Here is a 16385-nt window from a genome sequence, read left to right on the forward strand (position 1 = left end):
AATAAACTATAGATGAATTAAAGCTCACAATTTGGATGAATAAATCAATCTAAAATAATTATAACATGGTACAATCAGCCACAATACAAAAACCTATGGATGCAAAAAAAGGCCTTTTACTTTTGTATCAAATGTTGCTCATCCGACGGTTTGAAGAGAAAGCTGCAGAACAATATGCGAAGGCCAAAATTCATGGTTTCCTGCATTTATATATTGGCGAAGAAGCCGTAGCCGTGGGTGTAAGTCAGGCTTTGGATGACGAAGACAATGTGTTAAGCACTTATAGGGATCATGGCCATGCTTTGTCACGAAAAATTGACGCTGATATTATAATGGCCGAATTATATGGTAAACAGCAAGGCTGTAGTCGAGGTAGAGGTGGTTCCATGCATTTATTTGATATATCAAAAAAATTTTACGGTGGTAATGCTATTGTGTCCGCTCATCTTCCCATAGCCGTTGGAATGGCATTGGCTTCCAAAAAACAAAAGAAAACCAATATCACCTGTTGTTTTTTTGGCGAAGGTGCCGCAGCTGAAGGGGAATTTCATGAAGCCCTGAATTTGGCCGCACTTTGGAAAGTTCCCGTTCTATTTGTCTGTGAAAACAATCTGTATGCCATGGGAACTGCCATCAGATACACCCATTCCATGACAGAGATTGAAAAAAAAGGCACTGCTTATGGAATAGAATCTGCTGCAGTTGATGGCATGAATTTAATGTCCGTTGTTAACGCTGCTACTACTGCAGTCCAAAAAGTCAGGAGTACTGGAAAACCTTATTTATTGGTTTGCAATGCCTATCGATTTCGGGCACATTCTATGGCTGATGCCGAATTATACCGTGATAAAAAGGAAGTCGAGGAATGGAAAAAACGGGATCCCATTCCGCAATTTGAGGAATTTCTATTGCAACAAAAATGGATTACTCCAGATGAAATTACCGAAATGGAACACAAAATAGAAGCGAAAATACAAAAAGCAGTAGACTTTGCTGAAGCAGGAACTTGGGAACCCTTGAACCAATTGACAAAATTTGTTTACACTGAAAATTAAATTTTATAGAGAAAAAAGCAATACTAATTTATGGCACATCAACTAACTTTTTTAAAAATAAAAACCATGGAAAATATAATATTTTGTCAAAGTTGCGGTATGCCGCTTGACTCCGAAGCTGCAAAAGGAACAGAACAAAATGGCCTGAAAAATAATGAATATTGCAAGTACTGTTACGAGGACGGTACTTTTAAAAAGCCGGAAATGAAATTGGAAGACATGAAGAATACAGTAGAAACTCAAATGAAGAAATTGAACCTTCCTGTGTATACAATTCAGAGGGCAATCAATATTTTACCTGTATTAAAGCGCTGGAAAAACAGCTAATAGGTTTTTATAAACAATATGAAAAAATGGAGAACAGTAACGGCAAAATAACGATCACCTATCGAGAGGCTTTGAAACAAGGCATTCGCCAAGCATTGCAAAATGACGAACGTGTTTTTTTGATGGGAGAAGATGTGGGACGCTATGGAGGAGCTTTTGCCGTAAGTAGAGGACTATTACAGGAATTTGGAGAGGAACGCATTATGGATGTACCACTTTCCGAAGCTGGTTTTGTGGGAGCTGGAATAGGCGCTGCAATAGCAGGTATGAGGCCTATTGTTGAATTGATGACCGTCAATTTTGGATTGCTCGCCATGGATCAGATTGTTAATAATGCAGCGACGTTTCAGCACATGACGGGAGGCCAATTGAACGTTCCAATTGTCATAAGAATGAGCTGCGGTGTTAGCCGACAATCGGCAGCGCAACATTCGCATAGCTGGGAACCGTTTTATGCCCACGTTCCGGGATTGATTGTTTTATCTGTGGGAACACATGAAGATGCGCGAGGGATGTTGCTCACGGCACTGCAAAGTTTAGATCCGATTATTATTTTTGAATATACTTCAATGCTCAATATCGAAAAAGAAATAGCAGCTGATTTAGGCATTATTGATATTACTAAAGCCAAAGTAGTACGAGAAGGAAAAGACATTTCGATTATTACTTACGGAACAGGCGTTTATAAAAGTCTGGAGGCTGCCGCCGAATTAGCCGCTGTTGGTATTGAAGCGGAAGTTATTAATTTACGGGTGTTACGCCCCTTAGATGAAAAAACGTTCCTGGCTTCGGTAGCCAAAACACACCGGACACTGATTGTGGAAGATGCGTGGCGTTCGGGAAGCATTTCTTCGGAAATTAGCGCACGAATTATGGAAAAAGGGTTTTATGACTTAGACGCACCCGTACAACGATTGTGCGGCGTTGAAGTTCCTATTCCCTATCCTGCTCATCTGGAAGATGCCGCGGTTCCCCAGAAAAATGATATTGTTAATGCGGTAAAAAAAATGATACGCCATGATTGAATTTCTAATGCCCAGTTTAGGCGCTGATATGGAAGACGGTACTTTGATCGAATGGAAAAAAAAACCAGGTGATACAGTGAAACGTGGTGATATTATTGCCGAGGTGGAAACGCAAAAAGGACTGATAGAAATCGAAGTTTTTGACGAAGGAACTATCGGAGAATTACTAATTCAGGAAGGGACGAAAGTGCCGGTAGGAACCGTCATGGCATTAATTAATCCAAGTGGAGTTCCTTTAGAAACAAAAGAAGAAAAAATTCCTGAGAAAGAATCAATAGTATTACAACCGATAGAAGAAAAAAGAATAGAACCGATCACCGCAAAAAAAGTCGTAGAAATACATATCAAAGCCTCACCATTAGCGAAGAGAATTGCTGACGATAACCATATTGACCTTTCGAAAATAACGGGAACCGGTCCCGATGGAGCCATTACAAAAGAGGATGTGGAGAATGCGATAGCCGAACGAGAAAAAATTGAAATAGAAAAAACACCTGTTGAAATAGAAAAACGAGGAACTCCTGCTGAAGCAATTCGTTCAGCTGTGGCGGCTGCCATGAGTAAATCCAATAGGGAAATTCCACACTACTATCTAGAGAAAAGGATTGATATGAAAAATGCATTGACATGGTTGCAGATAGCAAACGAGCACCGTAGCGTAAAAAAACGGTTGCTTCCTGTTACCCTATTGATAAAAGCAACAGCGAAATCGCTCACTGAATTTCCGGAGTTGAATGCTATTTGGGATAATGGTTTACACCTAAAAAAAGATATTAATATTGGTTTTGTGGTGTCGTTGCGTACTGGAGGCATTATTGTTCCTGCTCTTCATCAGGTTAATTTAAAAAATGTTGATGAAATCATGGATGCATTAAATGATATTATTCCGAGAGCTCGAGCATTGCGATTACGAAGTTCGGAATTGAGCGATCCGACCATAACAATAACAAGTATAGGCGATGGTGGAGCCGATTTGGTTTTTGGTGTAATTTATCCGCCGCAAGTGGCCCTTATTGGTTTTGGAAATATTCAGGAACAACCTTTTGCAACGGAAGGAATGATTGGTATCAGGTCTTGCGTGGACGTTACACTAGCCGGTGATCATCGCGCCACTGACGGACTGACCGGTAGTCGATTTTTATTTTCTTTAAACAAACATTTACAAACACCTGAATTATTATGACCGAAGAAGAAATTAAAAAAATTATTTTTCAATTGCTAAAAAAGATTGCTCCCGATACGGAACCTTCTGAATTGAAACCCTATGAAAATATTAGAGAAACCCTAACTATTGATTCCTTTGATACGTTACAATTCATCGTTGCACTGAATGACAAATTAGGAATAGAAATTCCGGAACAGGATTATGGAAAAATCACAACACTAAAAGATTTAGTATCTTATATTTTGAATAAAAGAGCAGCAACGGCACAATAAAAGCACTATTATGAGTAAATTTATTCTGCATTTTATTGATTATTTTTTTATAGTGTTTCATACCGTTCTCATCTTGTTCAATATATTTGGATGGATTGTTCCACGATGGCGATTTGCACATATAATCACTTTATCACTTACTGCCTTTTCGTGGTTTATACTGGGGATTTGGTACGGCTTTGGTTATTGTCCGTTTACAGATTGGCATTGGAAAATACGTGAACTTTTGGGCTATACTGATACCAGTAATTCTTATATCCATTTTTTAATTCTAAAAATTACAGGGATTAATTTTTCGGAAAGTTTTGTTGACGGCTCAACAGGAATTGTCTTTTTTACAGCGTTTTTTATGAGCATTTATTTTGCCGTAAAAAGGAAAAGACTGGATCGAAAGTTAAAAAATGAATAGCTGGAAAAAATCTAAAAACTGGTTCCTTTTAACAGATTGTATTTTGTTGTAAACCAATCTGAAATTAGAATACCTATTTTATATTTTCAAACTCAAATTATTCCGATACATCATTTTTTTGGCTTAAATTGATGTAACTTTACATAAGCCCTTTCTTGACAAAAGAAACTACAATTTATTGATTTTTAATCATTTGAATGCCCCACTTTTTTACGAATGCGTTTTAGTTTATTGATATTAAAAAATTCAAAAAATGAAAGTATTAGTATATAGTATATTGGGATTTGATAAACCTTTCCTGAAAAAAGCAGCCCATGGCAATCACGAATTAGTTTTTACAGGGCAGTCTTTGAATAAAAGTACCGTAAATTTTGCCAAAGGCTTTGATGCCGTTTCGCTTTTTACTTCTGATGATGCATCTGAAGCTGTATTGGAAAAATTATACAGCTATGGCGTTAAGTACATTGCCCTGCGTTCAGTAGCGTATGATCATGTTGATTTGCCAAGAGCAAAATCTTTGGCAATAAAAGTGGCAAATGTGCCGACTTATTCCCCTCATGCCATTGCTGAACTTGCAGTAGCTTTATTATTGGCATTAAACAGAAAACTGGTTTTCGGTCAGACGTTAATGCAAATAGGCGATTATCGTTTAGATCATTTAGTAGGTTTTGATTTGTATGGAAAAACAGTAGGCATTGTAGGGACCGGAAAAATTGGTGCCGCTTTTGCTAGAATTATGCATGGTTTTGGATGTAATATTCTGGCATTTGATATTGAGGAAAACAAGGAACTAATGAATGAAATCCCTATTGCCTATGCTTCGTTGGAAGATGTATGCAAAAATTCTGATGTGCTATCTGTCCATTATATGCATAACAGTACAACAGAGCATTTGTTCAACAAATCCATTTTTTCGATAATGAAAAAAGGAGTAATCTTTATTAACACGGCTCATGGAAGCCTCTTAAATACAGCGGATTTATTAGAAGCTGTAGAAAACAAAACCATAGCTGCAGTTGGTTTGGACGTTTATGAAAAGGAGAAGCCGATATTTTTTCAGGAACATACTGATGCTCCCATAACTGACACTTTATTTCTAAAACTCCGCTCCTATCCTAATGTATTAATTACCGGACATCAGGGTTTTTTAACAAATGAAGCATTAGAGGCAGTTGCCCATACAACCATTGCGAACTTAAATGCTTGGGCATACAATGGTATTTCTGAAAATGAAGTACACTGAGTGAAACTTTGTGTTCATTTCTAAACGAATACAATATATTGATTTTTATTATTTGCCTATTTTTTTCTAATCATACTATGGTTAATAGTATTAAAAATTCAAAAAATGAAAGGATCATTTAAACTTGGAAAAATAGCAGGTATTGGGATATTTATTCACTGGACCTTCTCTTTACTTATTCTGTTTATCATTTTCATTAACTACAGAGCAGGCCAAAATACGGAGCAAATAATATGGTCTGTTGCATTTATTTTATCTATTTTCATTACTGTTTTGCTACACGAACTGGGGCATGCTTTAGCAGCAAAAAATTATAACATAACAACCAAAGACATCACGCTTTTACCTATTGGCGGTTTAGCCCGACTTGAACGAATCCCTGAAAAGCCTGCAGAGGAATTAATAGTCGCTTTTGCGGGGCCTTTGGTAAATATCACTTTGGCATTAGTAACGGGAATTTTTATTACGATTCCAGATACTTCGGAGCAATTGATGGCTGAATTATCTCCTGGTATTAATGCCGATAATTTCTTTCTCAATTTCTTTTTAGTCAATTTTTGGCTGGCCCTTTTTAATTTAATTCCGGCTTTTCCTATGGACGGCGGCAGAATTTTACGCGCGCTTTTATCCTTTAAACTACAAAGACATGTTGCCACAAGAATCTCGGCCCGAATAGGTCAATTATTAGCAATGGCTTTTATTCTTTTTGGTTTTTTCACTTCTCCTTTTTTGATTTTTATAGGTATATTTGTTATTATTGGTGCTCAAGTTGAAGCTGATTATACCGAATCGAAATTTATGCTGAAGGGTTTTAAAGTACATGATGTTGTAATGAAAAATTACCCAACGATAGATGCGAATGAAAAAATAAAAATAGCAGTGGCATTAGTTTTGGACAGCCAAAACAAGAATTTTTTAATTATAGAAGATACCATTCCTGTTGGTACACTTAATCGGGACGAAATTATAATGGCACTGTCTGAAAAAGGAGGTGATGAATTCATTTATAATGTCATGGATCGAAATTTAGTTTATCTTGACAGTAGTTCCCTTTTGGAAAACATCTTTGAGCTCATACAACTCAATAAATCAAGATTAATGCTGGTAATGGAAAACAATGAACTTCTAGGTACTTTGGATGTAGAAAATCTTATGGAATTCATTTTAATTAATGAGGTAAAAATAAATAATGCCCATGACGAAAAGAAAAAATAGCGTTCATACCTCTAAAAGTCTGGAACTTGTTTATAGTGGCGAAGATTATTTTTCTCGATTAGAAGCTATTATCCATAATTCCCAATTTGAAATCGATATTCAGATGTATATTTTTGAAAACGATTTAATAGGAAGAAGAATTATTACCGCATTAAAAGAAGCTGCTGCACGCCATGTTAAAATTTACATCCTTTTAGACGGATTAGGCTCATTATCCTTCCCCTCAGAAATAATAAACGAACTAAAGCAATCTGGTATTAACATTCGTTTTTTTGCCCCTTTATTTTCAGCATACACCTTTTATCTTGGCAGAAGATTGCATCATAAAGTAGTTGTTGCTGATGCAAAAATTACACTAATAGGTGGAATAAATATAGCCGATAAATACCATGGCACGTCCACGGAAGCGCCTTGGCTTGACTATGCGGTTCAATTAAATGGTGAAATTGCCGAACCACTTCAGGAACTTTGCAGAGATATCTATTTTAAGAAAAGACGTTTGGGCAGCAAAAAAATTAAGTCCGTCTTTCATCTTCAAGAGGATGCTTTGGTACGTATTATTCAGAATGACTGGCTAAAAAGGAAAAATGAAATTTGTGATGGATATATAAAGTCCATTCGAAACGCAAAAAAAGAAATAATTATAGTGGGAAGCTATTTTCTTCCCGGCATACGAATCATTCGAGCCTTGAAAAAAGCATCCAAAAATAAAGTGGAGATTAAATTAATTCTGTCCGGAATATCAGATTTACCAATGACAAGACGCGCTACTTGCTTTCTCTATGGCAAACTGCTTAAATACAACATCGAATTATACGAGTGGGACAAATCTATTTTGCATGGAAAAACAGCAGTAATAGATGGTTGCTGGACAACTATAGGTTCTTTTAACCTGAATAATTTAAGTTCTTATGGAAGTGTAGAAATGAATGTTGAAATAAATTCTATTCTATTTTCAAAAATTTATCAATCCCACCTCAACCAAATTATTGCACAATGCCAAAGGGTAACTCCAGAATCACTAAGAATTAAAACTAGTTTATTTACAAAAATCATTAATCTGCTTTCGTATTTATTTACCAGAATGATAGAAATAATCGTCACGTACACACCCTATAAACGATTCAATAATTAACACTGTTCCATGGCAATAGCAGCTTTTATCCCAAAAACAGAAAAAGGATAATTCTATTTCGTTAAGGCAAAAAAATTATGACAATAAGTATTGTTAATTAAATATTTTTTGTAACTTTAACTGATAAATCATTATAAATAAGCATTTTACATATTTTTAAAATACTAATTTAGAATTTAAAAAAATGGAACCGCATCGAATAAAAACTAAAAAAAAAGAGGACTGGATTCAAAAGGATTTAAAGAATAAAATCTCGAAATTAGACCGAAAAACAATATTTGTTCCAAGTCAGGATGAATTGTTTTTCTAGTTCCTTTCTCAAAGAACTTTGTTAGCCCAGGTTAGCGACGGAACCGTGAGTCACTGTTCTGTAATTGAATGCTCTTTCAAGCACCAGGTTTAAAAGATTCTCCGCAGAGCTCCGAACTTTTAAACCGGTATTCTTAATCGGGGTTAGGGACAGAATAGTCCCTACTCCATTAACGATTTAAACCCTATGGATTTTGCCCAATACAAAGAAGCCTTTATCAAGGAAGCCCGTAAAATAGGATATTCCCTGCCTAATATCCAACGCTGTCTGGATTATGCTGAAATTTTATTTTCACATGATATACCTGTAATTTACAATCCTGCCCACTTATCAGCTCATGTAGGATACAAAAAAGAATACCTAAAAAAAGCGTCTCTTTTCCCTAGGTATTTTTATCGTGACTTTGATATTACCAAAAAAAATGGTACCAAACGACTTATTTCTGAGCCACTTCCCAGTTTGAAAGAAATCCAAATCTGGATTCTAAGAAACATTCTTTATAAAGCACCCATTAGTCCTTTTGCGAAAGCATACAGACCCAATGTAACACTATTGGAAAACCTAAGATTCCATAAAAACCAACCCAAAGTTTTCACCCTGGATTTGGAGCATTTCTTTCCATCAATTACCATTGAGGCGGTTGAAAAAGAGTTTCATCAATTGGGGTATTCTAAGATGGTATCCAGATTGCTTTCTAAATTATGCACCCGTGACAAAACTTTACCACAAGGCGCACCTACGAGCCCGTATCTTTCGAATTTAATTTTTAAAGATGCTGATGCTGAAATTGCTGCGTATTGCAAAGAGCAAAAAATACGATACACTCGTTATGCCGATGACATGAGTTTCTCCGGTGATTTTGATGAGAATGAACTACTCCTTAAAGTAACGGAAATCGTTGAAAAATTAAACCTTCATATCAATAAAAACAAAACCAGACTCATGACGTACAATACACGCCAAACCGTTACAGGCATTGTAGTCAATGAAAAACCACAGGTAGTTTTTCATAAACGCAATGAGTTAAGACAGGCCATGTATTACATTAAGAAATTTGGTTTTGAGGAACACCGCGAATACAAAGAAATTGATCAGAAGAATTACTTGGAACATTTGCTGGGAAAGGTGAATTTTGTATTGCAAATCAATCCAAAAGACACCGAATTTATTGGGTATAAATCGATACTGATTAACCTAAAAAAGAAACAAGATTTAAAAGCATTGGAAGACGAATTGTTACCAATTTAAAAATCGATAATTTTGAATTATTAAAAAACAGATAAATTAAAACACTATTTGAGGCTTTTTTAATTCTAACAAAACACTGGAGTAAAAAATTTTTCCATTCTAACAACGGAAAAATGATTAAATTTGATAGAATAAATTTCTAGATTTTCATCCCATAATAGTACCAACCCAGCTATTGTAAGCCTCATAAAACATGAAGTCAAATACACAATTATTTATCGAACTTTGGCACGAAGCCCGAACACGGTTTTCAAATCAATTGTTACAACTCACTGAAAATGATTTAAAAAAGACATTAACTCCAGCTCCTAACAGCCTTGGTTTTCTAATACGTCATATTGGGGATGTTGAATTACTTTTTGCAAAAAATGTCTTTGGCTCCAGTGAAATAAAAGTAATTGCCAAAACTGTAATTGCACAAAAAGATACTGGCGAGTGGACTAATCTTCCAGAATTAAAAGAATATGTAGCATTTTCATTTGAAAGCTTACAATCAATTGTCGAAAAACAATCAGAAACGGACTGGGAAACAATGGTCTCAACAAAAGAATTTGGTACAAAAACAAAAGCCGAAGCCTTTGGACGAATTGTATCGCATACAGCTTATCATGCGGGACAAATGGCCATCATAAATAAATATGGATCTTTCTAATCCTTTTGGAAATTCAAAAAAAAAAAATATAAAATCAGTGACAAATTAAATCCTTCTTTTATTTACAGGCTGATTGAACAAAAATTATATAAAGGCTCCAAATTGGAGCTTTAAAATTTTACAACTAATTGAAATAAAATAATTTACCATGTTTTTACATTGAATAATTGATTAAATTTGATAGACAAAAAAACCTTAAATTTATAATCATTTGTACTCAAGATAAGGATCTATTTGGATATCAGAAAAACGATTTTATAAAGTCCGATCTAAAGCTTCTGAATATCTTTATAGTCTAAAAAAGTAAAAAGCCATGAAAAAAATAACAACAATTCTCGCCACACTGTTTTTCTCTACTTTTTTATTTGCACAAACAACATGGAAAGCAGACCCAATGCATTCTAAATTATCTTTTAGCACCGTACATCATGGCATTTCTGATATTGCCGGATTATTCAAAACATTTGAGATAACCGCTACAACCAAAGAAACCGATTTTAGTGACGCCGCCTTTGAACTTTCAACGGAAGTGGCATCACTCGATACCGAAGTAGAAATGCGGGATAAACATTTACGAAGTGCTGAATTCTTTGAAGTAGAAAAATATCCGAAAATGACTTTCAAAAGCACATCAATAGAAAAAACTGGAAAAGACAAATACAAATTAATGGGCAACCTCACATTACATGGAATAACAAAGCCAGTAACCATCAATATGTGGTACAGAGGCACTATAGAAAATCCACAATCAAAAGCAATCACAGCCGGTTTTCAGTTTAGCGGAACTCTAAAACGTTCTGATTTTGATATTGGTCCAAAATTTCCTCCGTCAATGATTAGTGATGAAGTAAAAATTAAAGTAAATAGTGAATTTATAAAACAATAATTTTTTTCATAATGGATTATATAAACCCTGTCATTGACACAGGATAAAATAATTACAAAAGAACACGTTTCTTATCTTGATTAGTCCTAAAAAAGACCCGTTTTTTTTAGGACTAATCATTTACAAATCAATGAAATAATCTGTTTTATTCCGTTTTAACAACTAAAAATTGATTAAATTTGATAATAGTAATACTCCATTAAACAGTATGAATTTTGGTACTTCATACAGTCATAAGCATATAAAACTAATCATAGAAATAGCAATTATTAAAATAATCTACGATGGCATTTATAGACTATTACAAAATCCTTGAAGTGGACAAAAAAGCAACGGAAGCCGAGATAAAAAAGGCGTACCGAAAACTTGCCAGAAAATACCATCCCGACTTAAACCCAAACGATAAGGAAGCCGAAAGAAAATTCAAGGAAATTAATGAAGCTAATGAAGTATTAAGCCATGCCGAGAATCGTAAAAAATACGATGAATATGGTGAAAATTGGCAACATGCTGAGCAGTATGAAAAAGCAAAACAGCAAGGGCAATATCAGGGTAGCGGACAACAGGGTGGATTTGGCGGATTTGGCGGTGGCGGAGATTATTCAGACTTTTTTGAATCAATGTTTGGTGGTCGTACATCAGGGAGACAAAGAGGACGCAGCGCCCAATTCAAAGGACAAGATTTCGCTACTGAATTACATCTTGATTTAAAAGACGTGTACACAACCCACAAGCGAACCTTAACCATCAACGGCAAAAGCATCCGAATTACCATTCCTGCCGGAGTAGAGAACGGTCAGCAAATAAAAATTAGCGGTATGGGCGGTGAAGGTTCTGATGGTGGACCAAAAGGAGATTTATACATCACTTTCACTGTTGAAAATCATACTAATTTTAAGCTGGACAAACACAATTTATACTCCACCGTGGATTTAGATTTATATACCGCCCTATTAGGTCGTGATATCACTGCAGACACTTTTGACGGAAAAGTAAAACTGACAGTAAAACCCGGAACCCAAAACGGAACTAAAGTAAAACTGAAAGGAAAAGGATTTCCTATTTACAAAAAAGAAGGGGAATTTGGTGATTTATACATTACTTATCAAGTAAAAATTCCTACTGATCTTTCCGAAAAAGAAAAAGAATTATTTACGGAACTTGCTAAGCTAAGAACGTCATGAATATAGAAAAATTCATCCCTTTATCATCATTATACAATCATTATAATGTAGAAATGTCATTCTTTTTCAATTTAAATGAAATGGGGCTAATCGAGATTCTTACCATCGATGAAACCAAATATATTCACCCTGACGCTATCTATGAAATCGAAAAAATGATTCGGATGCATCAGGAATTAGCCGTTAATATCGAAGGAATTGATGTGGTATTGAATCTATTACAAAAAATAGATGATTTACAAAATGAGTTGATTTCTGTCAAAAACAGATTGCGGTTGTACGAAAGTTGAATATTAGCTACTTCTTTTTAATAAAAAAAAGAGAAACTGAATTAACAAAAGCTATTTTTATTCCTTTGGAAAATTGAACTAATCCTTTAAAAAAAATCTAAAAATCGATACTTTTTTGGTAATCAACGCCTCACAAGTTCAATCCCAAGTCACTTCTAAATCAAATCCCCATTATTAGAATAAGCATCAGATAAAGTGCCTACTAAATAAATTTATTTTTGTTGCCCAAACGAACAATAAAGCGAAACTGATTATTTCTTTTGGACATTAATGTTCGTCTTTTTTTATCGAGCAAGAGTAGCAATAGTACAAGTTATAAACAAAGACACTAACGGAATAATTATCACAATATGAATGCTTTGTATCTAGATATTATAGGGTTTCTAATTGCAACAGCGATAATTGTAGTAACTGGCTCAAGACTTTCTAAATATGGAAATCTAATGGCTGATATGCTGGGCTGGGGAAAAATGTTTATGGGTATTATCCTGATGGCATCAGTGACTTCTATGCCTGAATTGATGAATGGAATAAGCTCCGTAGTTATTTTGGATGCTCCAGATCTTGCCGTTGGCGATATCGTGGGAAGTTGCGCTTTCAATATCCTTATTATTTCCATAATGGATTTGTTTTATGATCATAAAAAACCTTTAACATCCGTTGCACAAACTGGGCACATAATTGCAGCATCATTCGGAATTATATTGATGAGCTTGGTTGCGTTTGCTATTTTAATGCCTGATATTTTCGGAAATATTATTTGGATTGGAGAATTCAGCCTATTATTTCTCCTTTTATATTTCATTGCGATTCGAGTTATTTTTCTCTACAATAAAAAAGACAATAATCATCGGGAAGAAAAGAAGCAATCCTATTCCCTGACCCTAAAACAAGTGGTTCTTAGATATTCGATGAATGCTATTATTTTGATGACTGCTGCTATGCTATTGCCTTATTTTGGGGAACACCTTGCAAAAGCAAGCGGATTGGGTCAAAGCTTTTTTGGTACTTTATTTATTGCCGCTTCTACTTCTCTGCCGGAAGTTGTCGTATCTGTTGCTGCTATCCGGATGGGCACTATCGACCTTGCCATAGGAAATATTTTTGGAAGCAATATTTTTAATATTGCGATTCTGGCAATTGATGATATCCTATATACGAAGGGGCCTATTTTTCAGCATACAAGTCCCAATCACATAGTACCGGTACTTGGCACTATTATCATTACGGCAATAGGGGTTGTGGGTATCGTTTTTAAAGAAGAAAAAAAATGGAAACTGGCAATCGATACTGCTTTAATAGTATTGGTATATGTATTAATGATGGGTTTACTGTATTATATAAAATAAAAAACTAAAGCGATGAACTGGCATTTACTCCCTCTTTCGGAAATAGCCCATTTGTTGAGTACAAATCCATCTGGCATTGATGCAGTGACGGCATCACAACGCTTGTATGAACACGGTAAAAATCAAATTGAGGACAAAAAAAAGAAGACTATTTTGCAGATGTTACTACATCAGCTATTGGACTTTATGATACTCATCCTTATTGTAGCGGCAATTATTTCTGGCATATTGGGCGATGTAACTGATACAGTGATTATTCTTGCCATTGTTGTGATTAACGCTTTAGTAGGGTTCATACAGGAATACCGCGCAGAAAAAGCAATGGAAGCATTAAAAAACATGGCTGCTAACCATGCACTTATTTTACGTGAAGGAAAGAGGATTGATATTCCTGCTTTTAATTTAGTGCCGGGAGATGTCGTTATACTTGAAGCAGGAAATATCATTCCTGCTGATGTCCGTTTTTTTGAAACGCATCAGGTAAAAGTGGATGAATCAGCCCTTACAGGAGAATCCCATAACGTGGAAAAAATTCCAGAAGAACTTTTCGGAAGCGAATATCCGCTTGGCGACCGGGTAAACATGGGCTATAAAGGAACATCTATCACCAACGGACGAGGACTTGCTTATGTGGTGGCAACAGGAATGAATACTGAACTAGGCCAAATTGCAAAAATGATTCAGACCGATGAAATCACTACTCCGTTACAAAAAAGATTAACCGCTTTCGGCAAAAGATTATCAGTAGGTATTCTTATAATCTGTACCGTAATCTTCTTTATCGGATGGTTGCGCGGAGAATCGGTTTTAACGATGTTGATTACTTCCATTTCACTTGCTGTTGCCGCCATTCCCGAAGCCTTACCGGCATTGGTGACCATTGCATTGGCCTTTGGTGCCAAAAAATTAGCGAAAAGCAATGCACTTATCCGAAAATTACCGGCCGTAGAGACTTTGGGTTCTGTTACTTACATCTGTTCTGATAAAACGGGAACTCTGACGCTGAATAAAATGACCGTACAGGAAATTTTTGAAACGTCAGACACAAAATACAATGCCATTTTTGGAGAAAACAATACGTTACTCCATACAATGGCCTTAAACAACGATGTTTCAGATGGTGAAAAAGGAAAATGGATTGGAGATTCAACTGAAGTAGCCTTAGTCCAATACGCCTTCGATAAAAATTTGAATCGAGCTGATTTAGAATTAATATTTCCCCGAATTGCAGAATTGCCTTTCGATTCTAAAAGAAAATGCATGACTACAATCCATCAAATCAAAAATGCTGACGCTGGTCAAAACGCTAGTGTTATTGTAATTACAAAAGGTGCTGTAGACGTACTTTTTAACAAACTGAATGTCGATCAAAAATTGCTTATTCCTGAATTTGAGCTCAAAGTCAACGAGATGGCCGAGCAAGGATATCGCGTGTTGGGATATGCTATAAAAACAATTCCCTTCTTACCTGAAAATTTGGATGCTGATGAAATTGAAACGGAATTAACTCTTATTGGTTTTGCCGGAATGATTGACCCTCCGCGAGAGGAAGCAAGACAAGCTGTTTCTGAATGCAAAGACGCAGGTATTATTCCTGTGATGATTACGGGCGATCATAAGCTAACCGCCAAAGCCATTGCCGAAAAACTGGGAATCATTTCCAGTGATGAAGATCTCGTGCTGACAGGTTCAGAACTAACCCGATTAACGCAGAGTGAGTTTATTAATATCGTCGAAAAAGTAAAAGTATATGCACGTGTAAATCCGGAACAGAAATTAAGAATCATTAACGCCTTGCAATCAAAAAACCACTTTGTCGCCATGACAGGCGATGGCGTGAATGATGCTCCTGCGCTTAAAAATGCCGACATCGGTATCGCAATGGGGATTAACGGAACAGAAGTTTCCAAAGAGGCCTCACACATGATTTTGCTTGATGATAATTTTGCCACCATTGTGGTTGCAGTAAAGCACGGCAGAAAAATATTCGATAATATCCTCAAATTTATTAAGTATATCATGACCGGAAATTCTGGCGAAATATGGGCGATATTTTTAGCCCCTTTTTTCGGATTACCCATTCCACTGTTAGCCATACACATTCTTTGGATTAATTTAGTAACCGATGGTTTACCCGGATTAGCGCTTGCCTCAGAACCATCTGAAGCAAACATAATGAAACGACCTCCAAGAAATCCAAAGGAAAATATTTTTTCAAATGGCATGGCAATACATATTTTGTGGGTAGGATTTTTAATGGGTACAGTAACCATTGGGATGCAGGCATGGGCAATATATAATGCAAACAGCCACTGGCAAACCATGGCATTCACAGTTCTTTGTTTCAGTCAGTTAGGACATGTTATTGTCATTCGTTCCGGAAGTCAGTCTATATTTAAAATAGGATTTTTTTCTAACAAACCCATGTTGGGTGCATTATCGATCACTATTATTCTACAATTTATGATTATTTACACGCCATTCTTTAACGAGATTTTTAAAACACAACCTCTAACTATTTATGAGTTGCTGCTAACCTTAGCGGCATCAAGTATTATATTTTGGTCTGGTGAACTTGAGAAATGGATAAAAAGCAGAAATAAATAAACTACAATCATCT

16 protein-coding genes are annotated in these 16385 nt (G+C 35.7%); all 16 read left to right on the plus strand.

The annotated features are described in order from the left end of the window. The first annotated feature begins 65 nt into the window (after positions 1–65). The 16 genes from pdhA to ACM55F_RS09055 all read left to right on the plus strand — a co-directional run bounded on the left by pdhA (position 66) and on the right by ACM55F_RS09055 (position 16372). Positions 66–1055, plus strand: coding sequence for a pyruvate dehydrogenase (acetyl-transferring) E1 component subunit alpha (pdhA, locus tag ACM55F_RS08980; RefSeq protein WP_416853462.1), 990 nt, complete (start codon positions 66–68; stop codon positions 1053–1055). Between the two features lie 66 nt (positions 1056–1121). Beyond that, entirely contained in the window at positions 1122–1382 is a 261-nt protein-coding gene (locus ACM55F_RS08985; RefSeq protein WP_416853463.1) for a zinc ribbon domain-containing protein, read from the plus strand. A gap of 26 nt (positions 1383–1408) precedes the next feature. Then, positions 1409–2407, plus strand: coding sequence for an alpha-ketoacid dehydrogenase subunit beta (locus tag ACM55F_RS08990; RefSeq protein ID WP_416853464.1), 999 nt, complete (start codon positions 1409–1411; stop codon positions 2405–2407). Further along, complete coding sequence (locus ACM55F_RS08995) at positions 2400–3590, plus strand: dihydrolipoamide acetyltransferase family protein (RefSeq protein ID WP_416853465.1); 1191 nt, start codon at positions 2400–2402, stop codon at positions 3588–3590. The genes ACM55F_RS08990 and ACM55F_RS08995 overlap by 8 nt, the downstream gene beginning before the upstream one ends. After that, entirely contained in the window at positions 3587–3844 is a 258-nt protein-coding gene (locus tag ACM55F_RS09000) for an acyl carrier protein (RefSeq protein ID WP_416853466.1), read from the plus strand. The genes ACM55F_RS08995 and ACM55F_RS09000 overlap by 4 nt, the downstream gene beginning before the upstream one ends. A gap of 10 nt (positions 3845–3854) precedes the next feature. Further along, positions 3855–4253 carry a DUF2784 domain-containing protein gene (locus tag ACM55F_RS09005; RefSeq protein WP_416853467.1) on the plus strand — a complete coding sequence of 133 codons (399 nt, stop codon included), beginning with the start codon at positions 3855–3857 and terminating at the stop codon, positions 4251–4253. Between the two features lie 253 nt (positions 4254–4506). Next, positions 4507–5496 carry an NAD(P)-dependent oxidoreductase gene (locus ACM55F_RS09010; RefSeq protein WP_416853468.1) on the plus strand — a complete coding sequence of 330 codons (990 nt, stop codon included), beginning with the start codon at positions 4507–4509 and terminating at the stop codon, positions 5494–5496. A gap of 105 nt (positions 5497–5601) precedes the next feature. After that, on the plus strand, positions 5602–6711 hold the full coding sequence (locus tag ACM55F_RS09015; RefSeq protein WP_416853469.1) for a site-2 protease family protein: 1110 nt from the start codon (positions 5602–5604) through the stop codon (positions 6709–6711). Next, the gene (locus ACM55F_RS09020; RefSeq protein WP_416853470.1) at positions 6692–7846 is read left to right on the plus strand and encodes a phospholipase D-like domain-containing protein; all 1155 of its coding nucleotides are present in this window, start codon (positions 6692–6694) and stop codon (positions 7844–7846) included. The genes ACM55F_RS09015 and ACM55F_RS09020 overlap by 20 nt, the downstream gene beginning before the upstream one ends. A gap of 496 nt (positions 7847–8342) precedes the next feature. Further along, positions 8343–9404, plus strand: coding sequence for a reverse transcriptase domain-containing protein (locus tag ACM55F_RS09025; RefSeq protein WP_416853471.1), 1062 nt, complete (start codon positions 8343–8345; stop codon positions 9402–9404). A 193-nt stretch (positions 9405–9597) separates the two neighbouring features. Further along, entirely contained in the window at positions 9598–10056 is a 459-nt protein-coding gene (locus ACM55F_RS09030) for a DinB family protein (RefSeq protein ID WP_416853472.1), read from the plus strand. 313 nt (positions 10057–10369) lie between these two features. After that, entirely contained in the window at positions 10370–10942 is a 573-nt protein-coding gene (locus tag ACM55F_RS09035) for a YceI family protein (RefSeq protein WP_416853473.1), read from the plus strand. A gap of 284 nt (positions 10943–11226) precedes the next feature. Then, positions 11227–12126, plus strand: coding sequence for a DnaJ C-terminal domain-containing protein (locus ACM55F_RS09040; protein WP_416853474.1), 900 nt, complete (start codon positions 11227–11229; stop codon positions 12124–12126). Beyond that, positions 12123–12416: a chaperone modulator CbpM gene (locus tag ACM55F_RS09045; RefSeq protein ID WP_416853475.1), complete on the plus strand. Its 294-nt coding sequence runs from the start codon at positions 12123–12125 to the stop codon at positions 12414–12416. The genes ACM55F_RS09040 and ACM55F_RS09045 overlap by 4 nt, the downstream gene beginning before the upstream one ends. Before the next feature lie 350 nt (positions 12417–12766). After that, a complete protein-coding gene (locus tag ACM55F_RS09050; RefSeq protein WP_416853476.1) occupies positions 12767–13765 on the plus strand; it encodes a sodium:calcium antiporter in 999 nt (332 codons plus the stop codon). A gap of 12 nt (positions 13766–13777) precedes the next feature. Further along, complete coding sequence (locus ACM55F_RS09055; protein WP_416853477.1) at positions 13778–16372, plus strand: cation-translocating P-type ATPase; 2595 nt, start codon at positions 13778–13780, stop codon at positions 16370–16372. Positions 16373–16385: the final 13 nt, after the last annotated feature.

Source organism: Flavobacterium melibiosi (assembly GCF_048158545.1).
GTDB classification, from domain to species: domain Bacteria; phylum Bacteroidota; class Bacteroidia; order Flavobacteriales; family Flavobacteriaceae; genus Flavobacterium; species Flavobacterium melibiosi.